We start from the raw sequence: 22804 nt of genomic DNA on the forward strand, positions 1-22804 counted from the left end.
AATCGTTGATGATTGGCACGTCCGGTCCCCGCATCCGCCCGTCACAGAACGGATCACCCGCAAGACAGGCTGTTGCGCACCGGTTTATTCCTGCTCCGCCAGAAATTTTTCGGCATCAAGTGCCGCCATGCATCCCATCCCGGCAGATGTCACCGCCTGTCGATAGGTGTGGTCGGTCAGGTCGCCCGCCGCAAACACACCGGGAATCGCCGTTCTGGTGCTGCCCGCTTCGACCTTTACATAGCCGCCGCTGTGCGTTTCAAGCTGGTCTTTGACCAGTTCGGACGCAGGCGCATGCCCAATGGCGATAAAGACGCCTTTGGCCGGAATGTCGGTGATTTCGCCGGTTTTGGTGTGTTTGACTTTGATCCCCTCGACACCGAGCGGGCTGTCGGAGCCATAGACCTCGTCGATTTCATGAAACCAGAGTGTTTCTATTTTCGGGTTCTTCTCCAGCCGGTTTTGCAGGATCTTTTCGGCGCGCAATTCGTCGCGTCTGTGGATCAGGGTCACTTTGGAGGCGAAGTTGGTCAGGAACAGCGCTTCTTCCACGGCGGTGTTGCCGCCACCAACGACCACAATTTCCTGTCCGCGATAGAAAAACCCGTCACATGTGGCACAGGCGCTCACGCCAAAGCCCTTGAATTTTTCTTCGGTGGGCAGGCCCAGCCATTTGGCGCGCGCGCCGGTACACAGGATCACGGCGTCAGCCGTATAGACGGTGCCGCTGTCCGATTTCGCCGTGAAGGGACGGTTTTGCAGATCCAGCTCGGTGATGATGTCGCCGACGATATCGCAGCCCATCGCGCGAGCATGGGCTTCCATCCGGATCATCAGGTCAGGGCCCTGCACTTCGGTATCGCCGGGCCAGTTTTCGACTTCGGTGGTTGTGGTCAATTGCCCGCCCGGTTCAATCCCTTGCACCAACACAGGTTCCAGCATCGCACGCGCTGCATAGACGCCAGCGGTATAGCCAGCGGGGCCAGAGCCGATAATCAGAACTTTGGTGTGGCGGGTCTCGGACATTGGGTGGCCTTTCATGGACGATTGTCGCATTCATATAGCTGCGCGATGGCTATGATAAAACCCGTCTTGCCCGCTTGTGGTGCGATATAATGTTACCTAAATGCGAAATAATATTGCGCGATCGTCGATCAACGCGTACAAATTGCAAAAAACAGGGAATGCAATGCCAGGTACCAAACTTGACGATATTGACCGGATGATTCTGGCCGAGCTTCAGGCAGACGGCCGGATGACCAATGTTGAATTGGCCAAACGGGTGGGTATCTCTGCCCCGCCTTGCCTGCGCCGCGTGCGCACGCTTGAGGAACAGGGCTTTATTCAAGGCTATCACGCCGATGTTGATGCGCGGGAACTGGGGTTCGAGGTGCAGGTCTTTGCCATGGTTGGACTTGTCAGTCAGGCCGAAGCGGACCTGAGCGCTTTTGAAAACCGTTGTCTCTCTTGGCCTCTTGTTCGGGAATGCCATATGCTGAATGGCGAGGTGGATTTTATCTTGAAATGCGTGGCTCCTGACTTGCGCAGTTTCCAGCGGTTCCTGACCGAGCAACTGACCAGCGCGGAAAATGTTGCCAGCGTCAAGACGTCCCTTGTGATCCGGGGCGCAAAGGATGAACCGGGCGTGCCGTTTGACGTATTGGAAGAACGTCTGGCAATGGAGGCCTGATCCGGGTCAGCATGGCCGCGAATTCTACTCGCCTTGCGGATGGATTGGGCGTATTGCGGCAGCATGAAATTTGTCCGCCTTCAAGATAGCCAGTCGCTGCCGTTCTGGCGCAGACCACAAGCCCTGTTGTTTATCATGGCGATGGCGATGCCAGTTGCATTTGCCACATGGTCGGCCTTGCTGAACAATTTCGTAATCGAAGTTGCCGGGTTTGACGGGTCCGATATTGGCTGGCTGCATACGGTGCGCGAAATCCCGGGCTTTTTTGCGATTGGCGTGATCGCCCTGATCATATTTGTCCGTGAACAGGTCTTGGGTCTCGTTTCGCTGATTATGCTGGGTGCCGCGACTGCGGTCACGGCGCAATTCCCGCAGATGGGCGGCATTCTGACTGTCACGATGCTGTCGTCAATCGGCTTTCACTATTACGAGACAGTGAATCAATCCCTGCAATTGCAGTGGATCGACAAGGCCCGCGCGCCGCAAATGCTGGGCTGGATTATCGCCGCCGGGGCAGGGGCCACGATTGTCGTCTATCTGCTGATCGTTCTGACGTGGGAAGCCTTGGGCCTGACCTATACGATTGTTTACTGGCTGTCGGGCGGGTTCACTGCTGTCGTCGCCCTGATCTGCCTGTTTGCCTATCCACAATTCGAAAGCCCGCATCCGCAGAACAAGACCATGGTTCTGCGCCGCCGCTATTGGCTTTATTACGCCCTGCAATTCATGTCGGGCGCGCGACGTCAGGTTTTTGTCGTTTTCGCCGGTTTTATGATGGTTGAACGGTTCGGCTATCAGGTTGACGAGATTACGCAGCTTTTCCTGCTCACGCTTGTCATCAATATGATCGCGGCCCCCATGTTGGGTCGGTTGGTCGCCGTCTTTGGCGAACGCCGGGCCCTGATATTTGAGTATGTCGGCCTGTGTCTGGTGTTCTTTGCCTATGGCGGGATCTACTATTTTGGCTGGGGCGTGGCGTTGGCGACTGCGCTCTATGTGGTGAACCATATCTTTTTCAGCCTCGCGCTGGCGATCAAGACCTATTTCCAGAAGATCGCCGATCCGCAGGATATTGCACCGACGGCAGCGGTGGCGTTTACGATCAACCACATTGCGGCGGTGTTCTTGCCTGCACTGCTCGGCTATATCTGGCTCAAATCGCCCGGTTTGGTGTTCATGTTGGCAGCAGGCATGGCGGTGGTTTCGCTGTTGCTGTCAATGTTGATCCCCCGTCACCCTGCACCGGGACATGAAACAACGCTGCAAGGCCGACTGCTTGCCCCCGCGGAATAACTTTATGCGTCGCTCATCATTGGCTTGGCTGGTTTGAAGCCGGTCCACTTGCTGGCCCCCAAGCCCAGATAAATGAGGATTGGGCAGGCAATCGCGTAGAGTGCCAAGCCAGCAGCCGCAAACATGGCGAAATCACCCATACCGACGCCGAGCATCTCGGTCCACTGTTTTGGATTGGTCAAAAGCCCACCGACTGCGAAAACCATGAACAAGGCAGGCACCGCAATCACCAGCATGAGAGCGATGGTACCCAACGCACATGTGATCCGTTCATTGCCGTGCATACTCCGCCCCGTTTTCCTTGCGTAATCGAAACTGGCAAACATGCTTGCGCAAAACAGCCCGGCAAGCCCCGTCAGATTGGACGGTGCCAGTGAAAGATATGTCAGGACGACAGTAAAGGCCGTGCTAAAAAGATACGATCCAAAAGTGATGGTAAAAATAGCGCGCGCCATGATGTGGTCCTGTTTGACTGTTCGTTTCACTCGAACGTGATGGTCTCTATTGGATATCGGTGGCGGGTGATTTATTTATGTCCCAAATAAGGAGTTTTTTGATGTTTTTTGTGAACCGCAATAAATCCGAAATGGTGGCAAAGACTGACGCGCTGCCCGGACGCCCCGATCCGCTAGCGACTGCGGATACGCATTTTGTCTTCGGGACACCGCTGACCAGCGAAGTACCTGCCGGGATGGAACAGGCCATGTTTGGCATGGGCTGTTTCTGGGGGGTGGAGCGGATGTTCTGGAAACTGGATGGCGTGAAATCCACTATGGTTGGCTATGCAGGCGGCTACACCCCGAACGCCACTTACGAAGAGGTCTGCACCGGCAAGACCGGACATAATGAAGTGGTGCGTGTGATCTTTGACCCTGCTGTCATCTCGTATGAACAATTATTGCAGGTGTTCTGGGAAGGCCACGACCCGACGCAAGGCATGCGGCAGGGCAATGATGCAGGCACGCAATATCGCTCTGGCATTTACACCTATTCCGATGCGCAAATGCAGGCGGCCAAGCAGTCGCAGGCGGCATTTGCACCGCGCTTGTCGCAGGCAGGCTACGGTCCCATCACAACAGAGATCATCGACGCGCCAACATTCTATTTTGCCGAAGACTATCATCAACAGTATCTGGCCAAGAACCCGGCGGGTTATTGTGGCATTGGCGGGACTGGCGTGACATGTCCCATTGGTGTCGGTGCCTGATTACCTGCATGGGTGTCGGGCAACAGGCTGGCTTGACGCTTGCGCAGCGACAGCCTAACGGGGGCTAGCAATTCACAAGGTCCCGGCAATGACGACTTATACGGCACTTACGACGCTTTCTGGCGAAGACGCTGCTTACCGCCTTGCAGACGATCTGGAGGCCGTCACGCCCGAGCCAACAGGCATCGGCGTCTTCGAGGTCGAGGACGGGTCCGGGCTGTGGGAAGTCGGTGCATATTTCACCGAAGCGCCGGACCATGCGGCGCTTGCCGTTCTGGCTGCAATACATGGTGCCAAACCGTTCATCGTATCCGAAGTGCCGGATCAGGATTGGGTGTCAAAAGTTCAGCGCGAACTCGCACCAGTGCCTGCGGGCCGTTTCTTTGTATATGGCTCGCATGACGCGGACAAACTGCCTGCGGATGCAATCGGGTTGTTGATCGACGCGCAGATGGCATTCGGGACCGGGCACCATGGCACTACTCTTGGCTGTTTGCGCGCTTTCGATGACCTTCTGACCAGCGGTGTTGCGCCGGGCAATGTCGCAGACGTCGGCTGTGGTACTGCCGTATTGGCCATGGCGGCGGCAAAAGTGTTGCCAAAGGCATCTGTTCTGGCCAGTGATATTGACCCGGTGGCCGTCGAGGTTGCGAATGCCAATGTTGTCGCAAACAACTTGAGCGGTCGCGTAGGCTGTCTCGTTGCGGCGGGGTTTGCGGCGTCTGGACTTGCAGAAAAGGCGCCATTTGACCTTGTCTTTGCGAATATTCTCAAGGGGCCGTTGGTTGGTCTGGCTCCTGACATGTCGCGCAATGTTGCCCCGGGCGGGCATGTGATTCTTTCCGGAATTCTGAATGAACAGGCAGAGCAAGTGATAGAGGTTTATCGCCAGAACGGCTTCAATCTGGTCAAAACTGATCAGATTGTTGACTGGGCGACGCTGATGATGAGCAAAAACACACCGGTTTAATGACTTTTGGCAATGTTGCCGTAGAAAATGCTTGTTATATACGAATTTGTTAGTGATTTTCGTTACACCAGTGACTGGTAATTTGTGGAGAGAAACATGGCTCAGGCTAATGTCCCATTTGATAAGCGATTGAAGCGCATTGTTCGTCGGCATGACCGCATGGCGCGCGGCGTCGTGAAAACTGTGAATGCTGATGGTCTGATCGTAGCGAGCCCGCGCGTTTACACACCACGCTTTCCGCTCAAAGGGCTGGCTGTCCTGATCGTCATGGGCTTTTTGTTCAAGGGCTTTTTGTTCGCCTATATGGGCGCTGACGCCTATAATGAGCGTGTCGCAGCCCTGCACGCAGGATCAATCATGGAACAGGCGGGCGGCTGGATCATGCATGCCGATCCTGCAACCGTGATGATCGCCGAGGGCTTGGAAGTCGTTATCCCATAAGCCATAAGGGACTTTCACAGTCTGAATAAGAAACGCCGCCCCTGTTAGGAGGCGGCTTTTTTGTATCAGCAGGGCTGCCGTTGCCGACAGCGTTTCGCCTTTATCTGATGCCTTAGGTTAAAGACAAAAAGCTTGAGTTAGCGGTGGCTGCGCGTTGCAACAGCTTCGATGTCGCTCGTGCAAAGCCCGATGTCATCCAATTCACGTGTTGTCAGCTTTGAAAGTGCATTGCGGGTCGCGCGCGCGTCTTTCCAGGCGCTGAAAGTGTCAGCTATGTTGAAAAAGACAGAGAAGATACGGCCGGCAGTGCTGCCAGCAACGGGACGGGATGTGTCAATAGCGGCCATGGCCGGGTTCCTTTTACAAGATGCTGCGATGCAGCGTGTTTCATTGATGAGTTGCATTTATGGTGGAAGTGGGGACTTCACCAGTGCCATTTTCGCAAGGGTCATATGCGTTCTTAACATGCCTTAATTTTGTGCGAAATTTGCCATTAACTGTTTTTTTACAAAGGGTTAACGCAGTGTTGTCTAGATCCGGGAGTGACGTATTCTGACCATCTGAAGAAAAGGGCTGGCTGAACTGTGGTAAGTAAGGCACTTGGTCTTTGTTCGCGCTTTGTGCTAGCAATTTCAAGACAATAAGAAAAAAGGGGCAGCAGATGCGCGTTTTGGGAATCGATCCGGGTTTGCGCAATATGGGGTGGGGCGTCATCGATGTCGCCGGCTCTCGTGTTTCCCATGTCGCAAACGGGGTCTGCCATTCGGTCGGTGATGATCTGGGGGCGCGTCTTCTGTCGTTGTTTGAGCAGTTGACGGACGTGATTCATCTGTATCAACCCGACACGGCGGCTGTTGAGCAGACTTTTGTCAATAAAGACGGCGCGGGCACTTTGAAATTGGGGCAGGCCCGCGGGATCGCGATGCTGGTTCCGGCGCAGGCGGGCATTCCCGTAGGTGAATACGCTCCGAATGCCGTGAAAAAGGCTGTCGTGGGCGTCGGTCATGCTGAAAAGCATCAGGTGGAACATATGGTGAAACTGCAATTGCCCGGGGTCAAATTGGCCGGGGCAGACGCCACCGATGCATTGGCCATTGCAATCTGCCATTCCTATCACGCCCGGTCTGCGAATACCCTGAGCAGAGCTTTGGCAAAGGCAACAACATGATTGGCAAGATCGCAGGCCGTCTGGAGTACCGCAGCACGGATCATGTGCTGATTGATGTGCGCGGCGTCGGCTATATTGTCTATGTGTCAGAGCGCATCATGGTTGGCCTGCCGGCAAACGGCGAACAGGTTGCCCTGTTCACCGATTTGCTGGTGCGTGAAGATAACTTGCAGCTTTTCGGGTTCACGACCCTGGTTGAAAAGGAATGGCACCGCCTGTTGATGTCGGTGCAGGGGATTGGCGCAAAGGCGTCCATGGCTATCTTGGGGACAATTGGTGCCGAAGGTGTCAGTCGCGCCATTGCGCTGGGTGATTGGAGTGCGATCGCGAAAGCAAAGGGTGTCGGTCCCAAAACGGCCCAACGGGTTGCCATCGAGCTCAAGGATAAAGCGCCCTCCATCATGGCCATGGGCGGCACCGTGGCAGAGGCCACAGGTGATGCGGTGATTGAGCCGGACACGCCTGCGCCAACCCGCCGCGCGCCCGTTCGACAGGCAAATCCGGCACAGGCCGAAGCGCTTTCCGCCTTGGGCAATCTTGGCTATGCCCCCGGTGACGCGGCCAGTGCGGTGGCCGAAGCTGTCGGCGCAAACCCGGATGCCGATACCCCGGATCTTATCCGTGCGGCCTTGAAGCTGCTGGCCCCGAAGGGATAGAGGGCGAATATGTCAGAACCCGACCCCACATTGCGCCCCGACCGCCAACCCGAGGACGAAGACCGCGCCCTGCGCCCGCAGACGCTGGATGAATTTATTGGCCAGCGTGCGGCGCGCGCGAACCTCAAGGTCTTTATCGAAAGTGCGCGCAGGCGGGGCGAGGCGATGGATCATGCCCTGTTTCATGGTCCCCCCGGTCTGGGCAAGACGACACTGGCGCAGATCATGGCCCGCGAGTTGGGGGTCAATTTTCGCATGACCTCTGGCCCTGTGCTGGCCAAGGCCGGTGATCTGGCCGCGATCCTGACCAATCTGGAAGCGCGTGATGTGCTGTTCATCGACGAAATCCACCGCCTGAACCCGGCTGTGGAAGAGGTATTGTATCCCGCCCTTGAGGATTTCGAGCTGGATCTGGTGATTGGTGAAGGGCCTGCCGCCCGCACGGTGCGGATTGAATTGCAGCCCTTTACGCTGGTCGGTGCCACGACCCGCATGGGGCTGTTGACGACGCCATTGCGCGACCGTTTCGGGATTCCGACCCGGCTGGAGTTTTACACCGAGGACGAATTGCACCAGATCGTCACCCGTGGTGCCCGTCTGATGGGCGCGCCTGCGGCCGACCTTGGTGCGCGCGAGATTGCCCGCCGTGCGCGAGGGACGCCGCGCATCGCGGGCCGCCTGCTGCGCCGTGTCGTGGATTTTGCCATTGTTGATGGCGATGGGACCGTGACGCAAGAGATCGCCGATATGGCGCTGACCCGCCTGGGCGTCGATCATCTGGGGCTCGATAATGCTGACCGCCGGTACTTGCGTCTGATCGCGGAAAGCTATGGCGGCGGCCCGGTGGGGATTGAAACGATGTCGGCCGCCTTATCAGAGAGCCGCGACTCGCTTGAAGATGTGATTGAGCCTTATTTGCTGCAAAAGGGGTTGATCCAGCGCACACCGCGCGGCCGGATGCTGGCGCAGGCCGCTTGGGCGCATTTGGGACTGACAGCGCCCAAGTCGCAGACGGATTTGTTTGGTTGAGAATGAGGATGCCTCCGGCGGAAGTTTGAATGGACGAAGAAAATCAGGATATTGCAAAGTTGTTCACTCGCACGGACGGGTCTTATGTCTTTGCCCGGTGGGGCCGTCCGATCGCGCCAGTGATCTTTGGCGTCGATGATGCCACGCTGGCTGTGTTCAAAGGTGCTGTTGAGGCTGTTGTCACGCTGGCCAATCACAAGATGGACGAGGTTGATACCGAGTTGGGTGCCAATCTGATGGTGTTTTTCTGCCGCGACTGGGCCGAACTGACAGAGGTGCCGCATCTTGACCAGTTGGTGCCGGACCTTGGTCCGTTGGTCGGCAGGCTCCAACAAGCGGATGCCAACCAGTACCGGATTTTCCGATTTGACGAGGCGGGAGCCATTCGTGCCTGTTTTGTTTTCCTGCGCATGGATGACCATCTTTCCCGCGTGTCTGCTGATGTGCTGGCCCTGAGTCAGGCCGTACAGATGATTGTGCTGTGGTCAGACAGTGCGTTTGACCAGATGCCGCCGCTTGCGATGATTGATGGCAAGGCGGTCTTGCGCCCGCATATTGCCGATGTCGTTCGCGCCGCCTATGATCCGGTCATGCCTTTGGCCGCACAGGATGCCAGCCATGCCCTGCGCCTTGCCGCAAGGGTTGGACGGCTGAACTGAGCCAATTCGAGGACATTGCCGTGAACCATCAATTCCCACTGCGCGTTTATTATGAGGATACCGATCTGGCCGGGCTGGTCTATTATGCCAATTACCTGAAGTTCATCGAGCGTGCCCGTAGCGAGTGGGTCCGTGCGCTTGGGGTTGATCAGGTGGAAATGAAGGCGCAGGGTTTTGTCTTTGCCGTCCGCCGCGTCGAGGCCGATTATATTGCAGCCGCCCGTTATGACGATGCGTTGGTGGTCGAGAGTACAATGGTTGAAAACACCGGTGTGCGTCTGGTGTTTCAGCAGGATGTCAAACGTGATGACCTGACGCTCTTTTCGGCCCTTGTCACTGTGGTTTGTCTGACCACGGAGGGCGCAGTGGCCCGTTTGCCAGCGGTGCTCCGCCGCTCTGTTCACTGAAAACCGGCCCATCGGCGTCTGAAACATCGGTTTGATTGGATTTCTATTTCCGCTTGGTCTAGTCTTGAGCCAACTCAGAGCTCCGAAGGGGCCAACAGGCAGAGCAGGCACAATGGAAGCAGCAACCGACTACACCATGTGGGCGCTTTTCGCGCGCGCGACGATTACCGTGAAACTTGTGATGATCCTGCTCATCGCCGCCTCTGTGTGGTGCTGGGCTGTGATTGTCGACAAGCTCCTCCAATACCGCAAGGCCCGGGCCGAGGCGGACGTGTTCGACCGCGCGTTCTGGTCCGGCGAGCCGCTAGACGGACTGTTTGAAAAGATCGGCACCGACCCTGATGGCCCATCGGAAAAGATATTTGTGGCTGGTATGCTGGAGTGGCGCCGGTCGCACAAACAGGATGGTGAACTGATTGCAGGCGCCACTGCCCGCATTGACCGTTCCATGGATGTGGCCATCGCCAAGGAAGCCGCGACCATGCAAAAGGGCTTGCCGGTGCTGGCCACTGTGGGGTCTACCGCCCCCTTTGTGGGCCTTTTCGGCACTGTGTGGGGTATCATGAACGCCTTTATCGAAATCGCAGAGGCACAGAACACCAACCTGGCCGTTGTCGCCCCCGGCATTGCAGAGGCCTTGCTGGCCACGGGACTGGGCCTGCTGGCTGCCATTCCCGCGGTGATATTCTATAACAAGCTGTCGGCTGACAGTGATCGCATCATCGGCGGCTATGAAGCCTTTGCCGACGAGTTTGCCACGATCCTGAGCCGCCAACTGGACGATAACTGATATGGGTGCCGGTGTCATGAAATCGGGGGGCGATGGCGGCAGGCGGCGCCGCCGCCGCGCGACCCGCACCCAACCGATGGCTGAAATCAACGTCACCCCCTTTGTGGATGTGATGCTGGTCCTGTTGATCATTTTCATGGTGGCGGCACCACTTTTGACGGTTGGGGTCGAAGTGGATTTGCCCGAAACGGCGGCTGATGCGCTGGCATCTGATGATGAGGAACCTTTGACCGTGACCATCACTGCTGACGGTGCCGTGATGATCCAGGAGACCGAGACACCCGAGGATGAATTGGTGCAAAAGCTGACTGCCATCGCGTCAGAGCGCACCAGCCAGCGGATTTATCTGCGTGCCGACGGGGCCAATGACTGGAACAAGGTGGCCCGGATCATGGGGGCCCTGAATGCCGGTGGTTTTACCGACATTGGCCTTGTGACCGAAACCGGTGGCCCCACACTGGATGGATCTGACGGGTAAGCGATGCGCACGCCGGGCACCTATATCTCTGCGATTGGCCATGTCGGGCTGATTGGCTGGCTCTTGCTGGGCTGGGGACTGGATTCCGATCCGCTCGATTTTGATACGATGGTTGTGACCACCATCAGTGGCGAGGAATTCGAACAGCTTGCAAGCGCGTCAAGTATGCCTGACCCTGGCACGCGCGAGCCTGATGCGCCTGTGCAGCCTGTCATTGACCAGAGCCCACCAGCCGCCCCTATCGAGGAGGCAACACCGGAGCCGGTTACGCCCCCTGATCCTGTCCCTGAACCGCCGCAAGAGACCCCGCCGCCTGCGCCGCCGCAGATTACACCGCCGACGACTGTCGACGATAATGCCCCTGTCATTCCCGCGCCGCCCCCAACCCCGTCAGGTGCGCCGGACCTTGCTGTGCGCGACCGCCCGACGCCGCGCCCTTCTGACGTTGTCACGCCAGCACCAAATGCCCCGCCGCCCCCCGATGTGGCTGTTGATGATGTGGCCAATGACCCTCCCGCGCAATCGCCGGAACCTGCAGAGGTGGTTGTTGATGCCCCTGAACCGGAAACCGCCTTGGCGGAATCGTCTGATCGCATCGTGTCTGCGGATGAACAGCCGTCCGGAGCGCCGCAGACTTCTGTGCGCCCTCAGGCCCGCCCTAGCAGGCCAACCCCGCCGGTCGCGGATGTTGCAGAGGCTGAACCCGAGATCGTGCCGCCAGAGGACACGGATGCGCTGGTCGCGGACGTGCTCGCCGGGATTGATGTTGATGCGCCCACGACAACGCCTGCCGCAGAGGCACCGAATGTGCAGGCCGGGCCGCCACTAACCGGGCAAGAGGAATCCGCATTCCGTCTGGCCGTCAGCGCGTGCTGGAACGTCAACACTGGTTCTGCTGCTGCAGATGTCGCGGTCGAGGTCAGATTTAGCCTTGATCGTGATCGGCGTGTCGTCGGTGACAGGGTCGAACTTATCTCGCCCAGCGGCAACGATGCCGCCACCCGCGCGGCATTCGAGGCTGCCCGCCGCGCCATTTTGCGCTGTGCAACGCGCGGCGACGGGTATCAACTGCCCGCTGAAAAATACGAATCATGGAAAGATGTTGTGATTGTTTTTGACCCCAGCACGATGCGTTTGCGGTGATGCGGATCACGATATGGAGATAAGAACGATGAATTTGATGTGTGATCCGGCAGACAGGCCAATAGGATAAGCAAAGACACGCGCAGGTGAGGTGAAAAGCTTGCACATGCCTGCTAAGAAGCACAAATGAGCGACGTTTCGGGAACAACCCGGACATGCGGAGTGAGGCGATATGATGAAACGACTTCTGACACTGGTTCTGGCCTTGATGCTGGCCGGTCCGCTGGCCGCCCAGAACGGGCCGCTCCGGCTGACCATTACCGATGGGGTAATCGAACCGATCACCTTTGCCGTGCCGACCTTTCAGGCCGAAACCGGCAATGCAGGGCAGCTAGCCAATGACATTTCGCGCCTTGTTGCACAGGATTTGTCAGGCACGGGCCTGTTCAGAGAAGTTCCCGCGACTGCGTTTATCTCCCAGGTTTCCTCATTCGCGCAGCCGATTGCCTTTGCGGACTGGCGGGCAATCAATTCGCAGGCGCTCATAACCGGGGCCGTGTCGGTCAGTGGCAATCAGTTAGTCGTCAAGTTCCGACTCTTCGACATCTTTTCGGGGTCAGAACTGGGGCAGGGGCAGCAGTTGGTTGGCACCGTCGAAGGATGGCGGCGGATTGCGCATAAGGTTGCCGATGCCGCCTATAGCCGGGTGACAGGTGAAGGGGGCTATTTCGACAGTCGCGTTGTGTTCGTGTCTGAATCCGGACCAAAGGACAATCGCCAGAAGCGCCTTGCAATCATGGATTATGACGGGGCCAACCTGCAATATCTGACGGATAGCAGCGCAATTGTGCTGGCCCCCCGCTTTTCGCCCAGTGGCGACAGGGTGCTTTATACAAGCTTTGAATCCGGCTTTCCGCGCATCAATGTGCTGAATGTGGCCAACGTCGGTCGCCAGCAGTTGCAGACAGCCCCGGGCGAAATGGCCTTTAGCCCGCGTTTTTCCCGTGACGGTCGGCAAGTGATTTATAGTCTGTCCAATGGCGGCAACACGGATATTTACCGCTCTGATCTGGCCACGGGGCAGTTCACTCAACTGACCTCTGCCCCGTCGATCGAAACAGCGCCGAGCTTTTCGCCAGATGGCAGTCAGATCGTGTTTGAAAGCGACCGGTCGGGCACGCAGCAACTTTATGTGATGAACGCGAATGGCGGGGAAGCTCGCCGCATCTCCTTTGGGGTTGGCCGTTACGGCACGCCTGTCTGGTCGCCACGTGGGGACCTGATTGCCTTTACCAAGCAAAACGCTGGCCGTTTCCATATCGGTGTGATGCGCACCGACGGGTCAGAAGAACGCCTGCTGACCTCTTCTTTCCTTGATGAAGGGCCCACATGGTCGCCCAATGGCCGCGTCGTGATGTTTAGCCGCGAAACCCAAGGTGCAGGCGGGGTGTCGTCGGTCTATTCGGTGGATGTGTCAGGCCGCAATCTGAAACCGGTGCCGGTGCAGGGCGGGTCATCCGACCCCTCTTGGGGGCCCTTGCAACCATAGGATTTCCATGGCCGCAAAGCCGTGCTATGCTGAAAAAAAACAAGAGCAGAAAAAACAGGATGGTATCCATGAAAATGATGACACGCGCGACAGTGCTTCTGTTGGCGCTAGCCGCCGCAGCCTGTACTAATCCGGATCGTTTCGGCGGCGGCGCTGGTGCGGATGGTGCGGGCGGGCTGAATGGTCAGGACGGTCTGAACGGCGGTCCGGCCGGGTCGGCCAGTGATCCCACCAGCCCCTTGTTCTTTAACCAGACCATCGGGGACCGGGTGCTTTTTGCCGTCGATACATCAACGCTGACACCTGAAGGCCAGACAATTCTCGATGGGCAGGCACAGTGGCTGCTGACCAACAGTGATTACCGTGCCATCATCGAAGGCCACGCTGACGAACAGGGGACGCGCGAATACAACCTTGCCCTTGGCAATCGCCGCGCCAATGCCGTGCGGGAATATCTGGTGTCACGCGGCGTACCTGCGGGCCGCTTGCAGACCACCAGCTATGGCAAGGAACGCCCGATTGAAGTTTGTTCACAAGAGAGTTGCTATGCACGCAACCGACGTGCAGTGACGGTATTGTCATTCTCGGCTATGACAAGCTGACCACAGGCAGGGGGACTGTTATGTTGCACCGTATTGTTGTTATCGCAGCACTTGCGCTGGCCCCGATTGCCAGCGTGGCGCAGCAAGAAGAAACACTGGCTGACATCCGCCAGCAATTGACGGTCCTCTACCGAGATATCACAACTTTGAAGCGCGAACTGTCTACCACAGGCGGGATGAACCAAGGGGTGGCAGGCAATACGCCCCTTGATCGGCTAAACGCGATCGAGGCCGAATTACAGCGCCTGACCTCCAAGACCGAACAGCTGGAATTCCGGGTGAACAGCATTGCTGTTGACGGCACTAACCGCGTCGGCGATCTGGAATTTCGCTTGTGTGAACTGGAAGCCGATTGCAGCATTGGCGACTTGGGCGATACCCCCTTGCTGGGTGGCGGGGAAATACCAACCGGACCCACAGCAAACCCAGCCCAGCCTTCGAATGACGGACCGGCATTGGCCGTCGGTGAAAAGGGCGATTTTGAGCGCGCGCGCGAAGCGCTTGCCTCGGGTGACTTTCGCGGCGCCGCTGACCAGCTATCGACCTTTGGCACGACCTATCCGGGCAGTCCGCTGACGTCAGAGGCAGAATACATGCGTGGTGAGGCGCTGGAAGGGCTGGGCCAGATGACCGACGCCGCGCGCGCCTATCTCGCGGCATTCTCGGGCGCACCAAGCGGAACTATTGCACCGGACGCGCTATTCAAACTGGGCGCCACCCTTGGGGCGATTGGGCAGACGCAAGATGCCTGCCTGACTTTGGCCGAGGTCGATGTCCGCTTTCCCGGCAACGCAGCCGTCGCTGACGCACGGCAGGTGATGCAGAATTTGGGATGTCAGTAGACCCTGCCTGGTTTCAGCAACAGGGTGAAGACGCATCCATCTTCGCCAGTGTCTACAGTCCTTTCGAAAGCGACGCGCCGCAAAGGATCGCCGTTGCCGTGTCCGGTGGCGGGGATTCAATGGCTTTGCTGCATGTGCTTGCAGGGCTTGTCCGGCAAACAGGGCAGCAGTTGCATGCCGTAACGGTTGACCACGGATTGCGGGCGGCATCCGCTGACGAAGCAGCTTTCGTTTGTGATCAATGCGCAAAGCTGGGGGTCGTTCACGAAACCCTGCGATGGGAACGCACGGCAACGACCGGTAATTTGCAGGACCAGGCGCGTGTCGCGCGGTATGATCTGATGTCGCGTTGGGCTGCCGATAACCAGATCAGTCACGTTTTGCTAGGCCATACGGCGACAGATCAGGCCGAGACATTTCTGCTGCGCTTGGGGCGGGCCAGTGGCATTGACGGCTTGTCGGGAATGCGGCCCCGCTGGACCGAGAGGGGCGTCACGTTCCTGCGCCCGTTTCTGTCGCACGAACGCGCCACCCTGAGGGATTATCTAACACGTCACGAAGTCGTTTGGATCGACGATCCGTCTAACGAGGACATCCGTTTTGACCGGGTCAAGGCGCGGCAGGCGTTGATAGCCTTGGCGCCATTAGGTATTTCTGTCGCTGACCTGAACCGGGTGTCGCAGAACCTGCACGCAGAGTTGGATGTTATTCTGGCAGCGGCGCAGGATGCCGCGACACAGATTGTGTCGCTTGATCGGGGTGACGTCGTTCTTGACTGCGCCAGATTTGCCGCCTTGCTGCCAGCGCTGCGTCGGCGTCTGTTGGTGCGTTCGATCATGTGGGTTTCATCCGCGCGCTATGCCCCGCGGGCACGATCGATCGCGCGGGTCGATGCGGCCATCACAGAGGGCAAATCCACAACGCTTGGTGGTTGTCGGATCACGGTCAAGGACAATGGGGCAAGGGTCAGCCGCGAGTTCAAGGCAGTGCGCGACGAGACCAGTGGAACGCGCGAGATTTGGGACGGGCGTTGGCAACTGGCGGGCCCCCACGACAAGGCACTGGAAATCAGGGCGCTTGGCCTAGCGGGTCTGCGCGCTTGCCCGGATTGGCGTCAATCGGGGCTGCCGCGGGCGTCGGTGCTTTGCACGCCTGCAGTATGGTCAAACGACAGGCTGATCGCGGCCCCTGTTGTCGGCCGGTCAAATGGCTGGACAGCGCAGATTGTCGCGGATTTTCACATACTGCCGTTTGCGCATTGAAGATTAAGGTTTTGCCTCTATTTTAGAAGAAACGCTTTTGCCGCGACTCTGTCGCTGCATCCCCCGATTTTGAAGGAGTTCCCCTTGGGCAACGCGCGTAACATGGTGTTTTGGGTCGTCCTGTTCCTTATGGTTCTGGCCCTGTTCAACCTTTTCAGCAGCCAGTCAGGCTCTGCGACAGGTGACCAGCGAAGCTATTCTGAATTTGTGCAGGCTGTTGATAGCGGTCAGGTGTCACGTGTCGTCATTGACGGCGAAAATGTGCGCTACTCGCAAGGCAGCAGTGTCTATACGACAATCAAGCCACAAGATGCTGAAATCACAACACTTTTGCTGGATGCAAATGTCCCGGTTGAAGCGCGCAGTCAGGAAACCTCGGTGTTTCAGTCGTTCATCGTGAGCCTGCTGCCATTCCTGCTTTTGATCGGCGTCTGGATCTATTTCATGAACCGTATGCAAGGCGGTGGCAAAGGCGGTGCCATGGGCTTTGGCAAGTCGCGCGCCAAGCTGCTGACCGAAAAGCACGGGCGTGTAACCTTTGATGATGTTGCCGGTATTGATGAAGCCAAAGAAGAGCTGGAAGAAATCGTCGAATTCCTGCGCAACCCGCAGAAGTTTAGCCGTCTGGGTGGTAAAATTCCCAAAGGCGCACTGCTTGTGGGCCCTCCGGGTACGGGTAAGACGCTGCTTGCACGGGCGATTGCCGGTGAAGCGGGCGTACCTTTTTTCACTATTTCGGGTTCGGATTTTGTTGAAATGTTCGTTGGTGTGGGCGCGTCGCGCGTTCGTGACATGTTCGAGCAGGCCAAGAAAAACGCCCCATGTATCGTGTTCATCGACGAAATCGATGCGGTTGGTCGCTCGCGTGGTGCAGGCTACGGCGGCGGGAACGACGAACGTGAACAGACGCTGAACCAGCTTTTGGTCGAAATGGATGGTTTCGAAGCGAACGAGGGCGTGATCATCGTTGCGGCCACCAACCGTCGGGATGTGCTTGACCCGGCCTTGCTGCGCCCCGGTCGTTTTGACCGTCAGGTGACGGTGCCAAATCCGGACATCAAAGGGCGCGAGAAAATCCTTGGCGTGCATGCCCGGAAAATTCCATTGGGTCCGGACGTTGATCTGCGGATCATCGCGCGCGGATCGCCCGGTTTCTCTGGTGCTGATCTGGCCAACCTTGTGAACGAGGCCGCATTGATGGCGGCGCGCGTCGGGCGCCGTTTTGTCACGATGGTCGATTTTGAAAGCGCCAAAGACAAGGTCATGATGGGTGCTGAACGCCGATCGATGGTCATGACCGCGGAACAGAAGGAAATGACGGCCTATCACGAGGCGGGCCACGCGATTGTTGGCATCAGCCTGCCCAAATGCGACCCGGTCTACAAAGCGACGATCATTCCGCGGGGCGGCGCCCTGGGTATGGTGATGAGCCTGCCGGAAATGGACCGTCTGAACATGTTCAAGGACGAGTGTCATCAGCGTCTGGCCATGACAATGGCGGGAAAGGCGGCGGAAATCATCAAATATGGTGAAGAGCAGGTGAGCAACGGACCTGCTGGCGATATCCAGCAGGCCAGCCAGTTGGCCCGTGCGATGGTGTTGCGCTGGGGCATGTCAGACAAGGTTGGCAATATCGACTATGCCGAAGCCCACGAAGGCTATCAGGGCAATACTGCCGGCCTGTCTGTTTCGGCAAGCACGAAGGAACTGATAGAAGAAGAAGTGCGTGGGTTTATCCAGACCGGGTACGAGCGCGCGCGCTCAATTATTCTTGAAAAGCATGACGAGTTTGAGCGTCTCGCACAGGGTCTTTTGGAATACGAGACATTGACCGGGGAAGAGATCAAGCGCGTGATGGCCGGTGATCCGCCGAATCTGGGCGATGATGCCGATGATACGCCTCCTTCGGGCGGGACACCGTCTGTGACGGCTGTACCAAAGACGAAGCCAAAGAAACCCCGCGCGCCCGACGGCGGGATGGAACCGGAACCTTCGACCTGATCCAATAGTGCCGCCCTTCGGGGCGGCATTTTTTTGTTAGGGCCTCCGGCGGGGATATTTGTGGCCATAAGAAGCAGGGATTTGCGGTTGTTGATTGCGGTTGCGTTGAGTATCCCGCGTTGGAACACCAAACGGAGTTGATCCAATGCCTGCGCTGAAGCCAACGGATATCTACGGTGAAGTAGTGTGGATCGGTCACGTGCCTGACCGCACGGCGAATTTGCGATCTTCCCCGCAGACGCAGGCGCAGTTGACCTTTGCTGGCATCCCCGGTGAATCCCACGGTGGTTTGACAAGACCTGCCTGTGTGCGTGTGCGCAGCCAGTACCCTAAAGGCACAGAAATTCGCAACGTGCGCCAGCTTTCGGTCATGTCTGCTGAAGAGTTGGCAGAGATTGCGGCAGATTGTGGTTTGGATGCTTTTGACCCGGCACATATCGGTGCGTCACTGGTAATCAGCGGTATCCCGGATTTCACCCATTTGCCCCCATCCTCGCGCCTGCAATTTGCGGACGGTTCCGCCATTGTCGTGGATATGGAGAACCGCCCCTGTCATTTGCCCGCCAAGGTGATCAACCAGGATGTGCCGGGTGCTGGCGATCACTTCAAGGCGGCAGCACAGGGCAAGCGCGGCGTGACGGCCTGGATCGAACGCGAGGGCCGTATTACGGTGGGTGACGGCGTTCGGCTTCATGTGCCTGATCAGCGCGCGTGGCGACCCTAAGTTTCCGATCCGACATGGATTTGGTTGTGAGGGACGATTCCGCAGCCCAAGGTGTCGCAAACTAAGCCAACGTCTTGCTGGGCTATGACTAGAAACGTCCTATAACTTAAATGGCATGATGTGCCGGATACAGGGAAACTGGTCATGGAATACAAGTCTGACATCGAGATTGCGCGCGCAGCGTCCAAGCGCCCTATTCAGGAAATCGGCGCAAAGCTGGGCATCGAAAGCGATGATCTGCTTCCCTATGGCCATGACAAGGCGAAGGTCAGCCAAAGTCTGATTGATTCGGTGCAGGGCCGCGAAAATGGAAAGTTGATTCTTGTGACGGCGATTAATCCGACCCCCGCTGGCGAAGGAAAAACCACCACCACCGTAGGGTTGGGCGACGGGTTGAATGCGATTGGCAAGAAAGCGGCGGTTTGTATTCGCGAGGCATCGCTTGGACCCTGTTTTGGCATGAAAGGCGGGGCTGCGGGGGGCGGCTATGCGCAAGTTGTGCCAATGGAGGACATGAACCTGCATTTCACGGGCGATTTTCACGCGATCACATCGGCACATAATTTGCTGTCGGCCATGATCGACAATCATATTTATTGGGGTAATGCGCTCGAGATTGATATTCGTCGTGTTGTCTGGCGGCGTGTTCTTGACATGAATGACCGCGCGCTGCGGCAGATCACCACATCGCTGGGCGGTGTGGCCAATGGTTTTCCACGTGAAACCGGTTTCGATATCACGGTCGCGTCAGAGGTGATGGCGATTCTGTGTCTGGCCCGGAACCTTGAAGATTTGCAGAAGCGGCTGGGGGATATCATTGTCGCATATCGCCGTGACCGCAGCCCTGTCTATTGCCGCGATCTCAAGGCAGATGGCGCAATGACGGTTCTGTTGAAAGACGCGATGCAGCCGAACCTTGTCCAGACGCTTGAGAACAACCCTGCCTTTGTTCATGGTGGCCCGTTCGCTAACATTGCGCATGGGTGTAATTCGGTGACGGCGACCACAACGGCGCTGAAACTTGCCGATTATGTCGTCACAGAGGCGGGCTTTGGTGCTGATCTGGGTGCCGAGAAGTTCATGAACATCAAATGCCGCAAAGCCGGGCTTGCCCCCTCTTGTGTCGTTGTTGTCGCAACCGTGCGCGCCATGAAGATGAATGGCGGCGTGGCCAAGGCTGATTTGGGCGCGGAAAATGTCGAGGCCGTCGAGGCGGGGTGCGCCAACCTTGGCCGTCATATCGAGAATGTCAAAAGTTTTGGGGTGCCGGTGGTTGTCGCCATCAATCATTTCGTGACCGATACCGACGCCGAAGTTGCGGCAGTGCAAGCCTATGTCGAGGCTGAAGGTTCAGAGGCGATCTTGTGCAAACATTGGGCTTTGGGGTCTGAAGGGACAAGAGAGCTTGCAACCCGTGTTGCTGAAATTGCCGATGCAGATGAAGCTGATTTTGCGCCGATCTACCCCGATGAAATGAGCTTGTTTGACAAGGTCGATATAATTGCAAAGAAGATTTATCGCGCCAACGAGGTGATTGCGGACGGCAAGATCAGGGACCAGTTGAAGCAGTGGGAAGAGCAGGGTTATGGTCATTTGCCGATTTGCATGGCCAAGACCCAATATAGCTTTACCACCGATCCAAGCCGGCGCGGCGCCCCGACTGGCCATTCGGTGCCTGTGCGCGAAGTGCGTCTGGCGGCGGGCGCGGGTTTCATTGTGGTGATCTGTGGTGAAATCATGACGATGCCCGGTCTGCCGCGTGTACCTTCGGCGGAGCAGATCATGTTGAATGCAGATGGGCAGATCGAAGGTTTGTTCTGAAGATCGGGCAGGGCGACGCTGGACCCGGACCATGTCCGGGACGACGCCCACCCACCCTCCCGTAATGTTGGAAAGAGATGATATGACGGCAACTGTGTTGGATGGAAAAGCGTTCGCGGCCAAGATACGCGAGCAAGTTGGTGCGCATGTCGCACGTCTTGAAGCTGAACATGGAATTACCCCGGGGTTGGCTGTTGTACTGGTAGGGGAAGACCCCGCAAGTCACGTCTATGTCCGCTCAAAGGGCAAGATGACTGTGGAGGTTGGCATGGCCTCTTTCGAGCATCGGCTTGACGCGGATACCTCCGAGGCGGATTTGCTGGCGCTGATTGATCAGTTGAACGCGGACCCTGCAGTCCATGGCATTTTGGTTCAGCTGCCATTGCCGGAGCATCTGGATAGCGATCTGGTCATCAACAGTATTGATCCGTCCAAGGATGTTGATGGGTTTCATATTTCAAACGTAGGCCTTTTGGGCACGGGACAGAAAAGCATGGTGCCCTGCACCCCTTTGGGCTGTTTGATGATGCTGCGCGATTATCATGGATCGTTGTCGGGGCTGAATGCGGTAGTGATTGGCCGGTCCAATATTGTTGGCAAACCAATGGCGCAGCTGTTGTTGGGCGAAAGCTGCACGGTGACGATCGCACATTCGCGGACGGCGGATTTGCCTGGCGTTGTTCGCCAGGCCGATATCGTTGTTGCAGCAGTGGGGCGCCCGCAGATGGTACCGGGTGACTGGATCAAACCGGGTGCCACCGTCATTGACGTTGGCATCAACCGCATTGAGAAACCCGATGGTGGCACCCGATTGGTCGGGGATGTGGATTATGAAAGCTGCGCTGCCGTAGCCGGTGCGATCACCCCGGTGCCGGGTGGTGTGGGACCGATGACAATTGCTTGCTTGCTGGCCAATACAGTGACCGCGTGCTGTCGTGCAAACGGCCTGCCGGAGCCGGAGGGACTCACCGTCTGAATAACCACTTGCTGATGGCGGGACGATGATCCCCCTGTGGGTGTGTTCGGCCTAAAGCGTTTCGCCTTTAACCTGAGGCATCAGATAAAGGTGAAACGCCCACAACATATGAACGTTGCGCGGCGTTTACCGAAACGATGTAAAGACCTGATTACATTCAAAAATTGAAGCTATTTCTTACGATTGCGATTCGTTTCTTCGGGGTTGCTGTCACGGTTGACTTGCTGGTTCATTTCATGCCCGCGAAGCTGTGGAGCCTGCCGACACTGCTCCGTTGCCACGGTTGTTGGCCTGATTGCCAGATGGCGCCGCTGCGCGCCTTTCGAAACGGATGGTGTTCTGGGTTCTTTGCTTATCGTTCCCATTGGGTCGCTGCTACGTCGGTTGCAGATAGCCTGCGCGAGGAAACCGCGAATATCTGTTGATGGAAACAGGCGCGAAAGTGCCGTTCAGTAAAATCTACCACCAGACCGAACAGGCCGCCGGTTTTTTGCAACCGGCACGGGGATAGCTTTTGGGCCGGTCAAGATCGCGATGGTTTGTTCCGAAAACAGGTTGCGCAGAACATCCGTGTTGCTTGACAGTCCGCCTGTGTAGGCCCCGTAGGCAGGCATGATGAGCCGTTTGCCGTCATAAAGGAACGCAGGCCTGCTGCGCCCGGCGACGCGATGTTTGGGGTGATAATGGCCTGACACTTCGGCCACGGCCTGGCTGGCAATATGTTGAAAAATCAGTGTACCGATGCTGATATCGCGCAGGTGGGTGCCACCAAGTGCGACTGGCCCGGGGTCATGGTTGCCCTCGATCCAGACCCAAGCGCGCCCGGCTTGCAGGCGGGCCAGCCACATCCGCATGTCATCGGGCAGATCCAATGCCGCGTCCAGATCATCAAAGCTGTCACCAAGGCAGATAATGGTCTGCGGCTGGGTTGCCTCGATATCCGTCTCAAGCTTGGTCAGCGTTTCGTGCACTTCATAGGGGGGCAGCATCATGCCGCTGCGCCTGGCGATCCGGTCAGATTTTCCCAGATGCAAGTCAGACACACACAGCACCTTATGCGTGGGCAGAAAGAGCCCGCCCGACGGCAGTGCCCGACAAGCCGTACCATTGAAATCAAATGCGTAATCCGTCATGGGGCGGGTCCGTTTCGTCTTGG

25 protein-coding genes are annotated in these 22804 nt (G+C 57.4%); 21 read left to right on the forward strand and 4 right to left on the reverse strand.

Annotated elements, in window-relative coordinates:
* Nucleotides 1-84: 84 nt before the first annotated feature.
* Nucleotides 85-1026 carry a thioredoxin-disulfide reductase gene (gene trxB, locus C8N45_RS00555; protein ID WP_108384261.1) on the reverse strand — a complete coding sequence of 314 codons (942 nt, stop codon included), beginning with the start codon at nt 1024-1026 and terminating at the stop codon, nt 85-87.
* Between the two features lie 163 nt (nt 1027-1189).
* On the opposite strand from trxB, the gene C8N45_RS00560 reads away from it, so the two are divergent.
* Both C8N45_RS00560 and C8N45_RS00565 read left to right on the forward strand, forming a co-directional pair.
* Nucleotides 1190-1690, forward strand: coding sequence for an Lrp/AsnC family transcriptional regulator (locus C8N45_RS00560; RefSeq protein WP_108385065.1), 501 nt, complete (start codon nt 1190-1192; stop codon nt 1688-1690).
* Between the two features lie 63 nt (nt 1691-1753).
* Complete coding sequence (locus C8N45_RS00565) at nt 1754-2983, forward strand: MFS transporter (RefSeq protein ID WP_108385066.1); 1230 nt, start codon at nt 1754-1756, stop codon at nt 2981-2983.
* 2 nt (nt 2984-2985) lie between these two features.
* Here C8N45_RS00565 and C8N45_RS00570 read toward each other — a convergent pair whose 3' ends face one another.
* Nucleotides 2986-3438 carry a hypothetical protein gene (locus C8N45_RS00570; protein WP_108384263.1) on the reverse strand — a complete coding sequence of 151 codons (453 nt, stop codon included), beginning with the start codon at nt 3436-3438 and terminating at the stop codon, nt 2986-2988.
* Between the two features lie 101 nt (nt 3439-3539).
* Here C8N45_RS00570 and msrA point away from each other — a divergent pair, with 101 nt between their 5' ends.
* The 3 genes from msrA to C8N45_RS00585 all read left to right on the forward strand — a co-directional run bounded on the left by msrA (nt 3540) and on the right by C8N45_RS00585 (nt 5601).
* Complete coding sequence (gene msrA / locus C8N45_RS00575; protein WP_108384264.1) at nt 3540-4190, forward strand: peptide-methionine (S)-S-oxide reductase MsrA; 651 nt, start codon at nt 3540-3542, stop codon at nt 4188-4190.
* Between the two features lie 88 nt (nt 4191-4278).
* Nucleotides 4279-5160 carry a 50S ribosomal protein L11 methyltransferase gene (locus C8N45_RS00580; RefSeq protein WP_108384266.1) on the forward strand — a complete coding sequence of 294 codons (882 nt, stop codon included), beginning with the start codon at nt 4279-4281 and terminating at the stop codon, nt 5158-5160.
* 96 nt (nt 5161-5256) lie between these two features.
* Complete coding sequence (locus tag C8N45_RS00585; RefSeq protein ID WP_108384268.1) at nt 5257-5601, forward strand: hypothetical protein; 345 nt, start codon at nt 5257-5259, stop codon at nt 5599-5601.
* A gap of 137 nt (nt 5602-5738) precedes the next feature.
* On the opposite strand, the gene C8N45_RS00590 is transcribed toward C8N45_RS00585, so the two are convergent.
* Complete coding sequence (locus C8N45_RS00590) at nt 5739-5948, reverse strand: DUF1127 domain-containing protein (RefSeq protein ID WP_108385067.1); 210 nt, start codon at nt 5946-5948, stop codon at nt 5739-5741.
* Between the two features lie 314 nt (nt 5949-6262).
* Here C8N45_RS00590 and ruvC point away from each other — a divergent pair, with 314 nt between their 5' ends.
* The 16 genes from ruvC to folD all read left to right on the forward strand — a co-directional run bounded on the left by ruvC (nt 6263) and on the right by folD (nt 21648).
* Entirely contained in the window at nt 6263-6769 is a 507-nt protein-coding gene (ruvC, locus tag C8N45_RS00595) for a crossover junction endodeoxyribonuclease RuvC (RefSeq protein WP_108384269.1), read from the forward strand.
* A complete protein-coding gene (gene ruvA, locus C8N45_RS00600; protein WP_108384271.1) occupies nt 6766-7425 on the forward strand; it encodes a Holliday junction branch migration protein RuvA in 660 nt (219 codons plus the stop codon). Before ruvC ends, ruvA begins: the two co-directional genes overlap by 4 nt.
* A 9-nt stretch (nt 7426-7434) precedes the next feature.
* On the forward strand, nt 7435-8454 hold the full coding sequence (gene ruvB, locus C8N45_RS00605; protein WP_108384272.1) for a Holliday junction branch migration DNA helicase RuvB: 1020 nt from the start codon (nt 7435-7437) through the stop codon (nt 8452-8454).
* Between the two features lie 29 nt (nt 8455-8483).
* Nucleotides 8484-9113, forward strand: a complete 630-nt coding sequence (locus tag C8N45_RS00610; RefSeq protein ID WP_108384274.1) for a hypothetical protein — start codon at nt 8484-8486, stop codon at nt 9111-9113.
* A gap of 20 nt (nt 9114-9133) precedes the next feature.
* Complete coding sequence (gene ybgC, locus C8N45_RS00615; RefSeq protein ID WP_108384276.1) at nt 9134-9520, forward strand: tol-pal system-associated acyl-CoA thioesterase; 387 nt, start codon at nt 9134-9136, stop codon at nt 9518-9520.
* Between the two features lie 112 nt (nt 9521-9632).
* Nucleotides 9633-10310, forward strand: coding sequence for a protein TolQ (tolQ, locus tag C8N45_RS00620; RefSeq protein WP_181868891.1), 678 nt, complete (start codon nt 9633-9635; stop codon nt 10308-10310).
* A 1-nt stretch (nt 10311) separates the two neighbouring features.
* A complete protein-coding gene (gene tolR, locus C8N45_RS00625) occupies nt 10312-10788 on the forward strand; it encodes a protein TolR (RefSeq protein ID WP_108384279.1) in 477 nt (158 codons plus the stop codon).
* Nucleotides 10789-10791: 3 nt separating this feature from the next.
* The gene (gene tolA / locus C8N45_RS00630; RefSeq protein ID WP_108384281.1) at nt 10792-11931 is read left to right on the forward strand and encodes a cell envelope integrity protein TolA; all 1140 of its coding nucleotides are present in this window, start codon (nt 10792-10794) and stop codon (nt 11929-11931) included.
* 172 nt (nt 11932-12103) lie between these two features.
* A complete protein-coding gene (tolB, locus tag C8N45_RS00635; RefSeq protein WP_168769372.1) occupies nt 12104-13420 on the forward strand; it encodes a Tol-Pal system beta propeller repeat protein TolB in 1317 nt (438 codons plus the stop codon).
* A 68-nt stretch (nt 13421-13488) separates the two neighbouring features.
* Complete coding sequence (gene pal / locus C8N45_RS00640; RefSeq protein ID WP_108385069.1) at nt 13489-14022, forward strand: peptidoglycan-associated lipoprotein Pal; 534 nt, start codon at nt 13489-13491, stop codon at nt 14020-14022.
* A gap of 20 nt (nt 14023-14042) precedes the next feature.
* Complete coding sequence (gene ybgF, locus C8N45_RS00645) at nt 14043-14864, forward strand: tol-pal system protein YbgF (protein WP_108384282.1); 822 nt, start codon at nt 14043-14045, stop codon at nt 14862-14864.
* On the forward strand, nt 14855-16126 hold the full coding sequence (tilS, locus tag C8N45_RS00650; protein WP_108384284.1) for a tRNA lysidine(34) synthetase TilS: 1272 nt from the start codon (nt 14855-14857) through the stop codon (nt 16124-16126). Before ybgF ends, tilS begins: the two co-directional genes overlap by 10 nt.
* Before the next feature lie 84 nt (nt 16127-16210).
* On the forward strand, nt 16211-18127 hold the full coding sequence (ftsH, locus tag C8N45_RS00655; RefSeq protein ID WP_446001683.1) for an ATP-dependent zinc metalloprotease FtsH: 1917 nt from the start codon (nt 16211-16213) through the stop codon (nt 18125-18127).
* Nucleotides 18128-18272: 145 nt separating this feature from the next.
* Nucleotides 18273-18851 carry an MOSC domain-containing protein gene (locus C8N45_RS00660; protein WP_108384287.1) on the forward strand — a complete coding sequence of 193 codons (579 nt, stop codon included), beginning with the start codon at nt 18273-18275 and terminating at the stop codon, nt 18849-18851.
* Between the two features lie 144 nt (nt 18852-18995).
* Complete coding sequence (locus C8N45_RS00665; protein WP_108384289.1) at nt 18996-20672, forward strand: formate--tetrahydrofolate ligase; 1677 nt, start codon at nt 18996-18998, stop codon at nt 20670-20672.
* Nucleotides 20673-20754: 82 nt separating this feature from the next.
* On the forward strand, nt 20755-21648 hold the full coding sequence (gene folD / locus C8N45_RS00670) for a bifunctional methylenetetrahydrofolate dehydrogenase/methenyltetrahydrofolate cyclohydrolase FolD (protein ID WP_108385070.1): 894 nt from the start codon (nt 20755-20757) through the stop codon (nt 21646-21648).
* Nucleotides 21649-22097: 449 nt separating this feature from the next.
* On the opposite strand, the gene pdeM is transcribed toward folD, so the two are convergent.
* A complete protein-coding gene (gene pdeM, locus C8N45_RS00675; RefSeq protein ID WP_108384291.1) occupies nt 22098-22781 on the reverse strand; it encodes a ligase-associated DNA damage response endonuclease PdeM in 684 nt (227 codons plus the stop codon).
* Nucleotides 22782-22804 lie beyond the last annotated feature (23 nt).

This window comes from Yoonia sediminilitoris, assembly GCF_003058085.1.
Taxonomy (GTDB): domain Bacteria; phylum Pseudomonadota; class Alphaproteobacteria; order Rhodobacterales; family Rhodobacteraceae; genus Yoonia; species Yoonia sediminilitoris.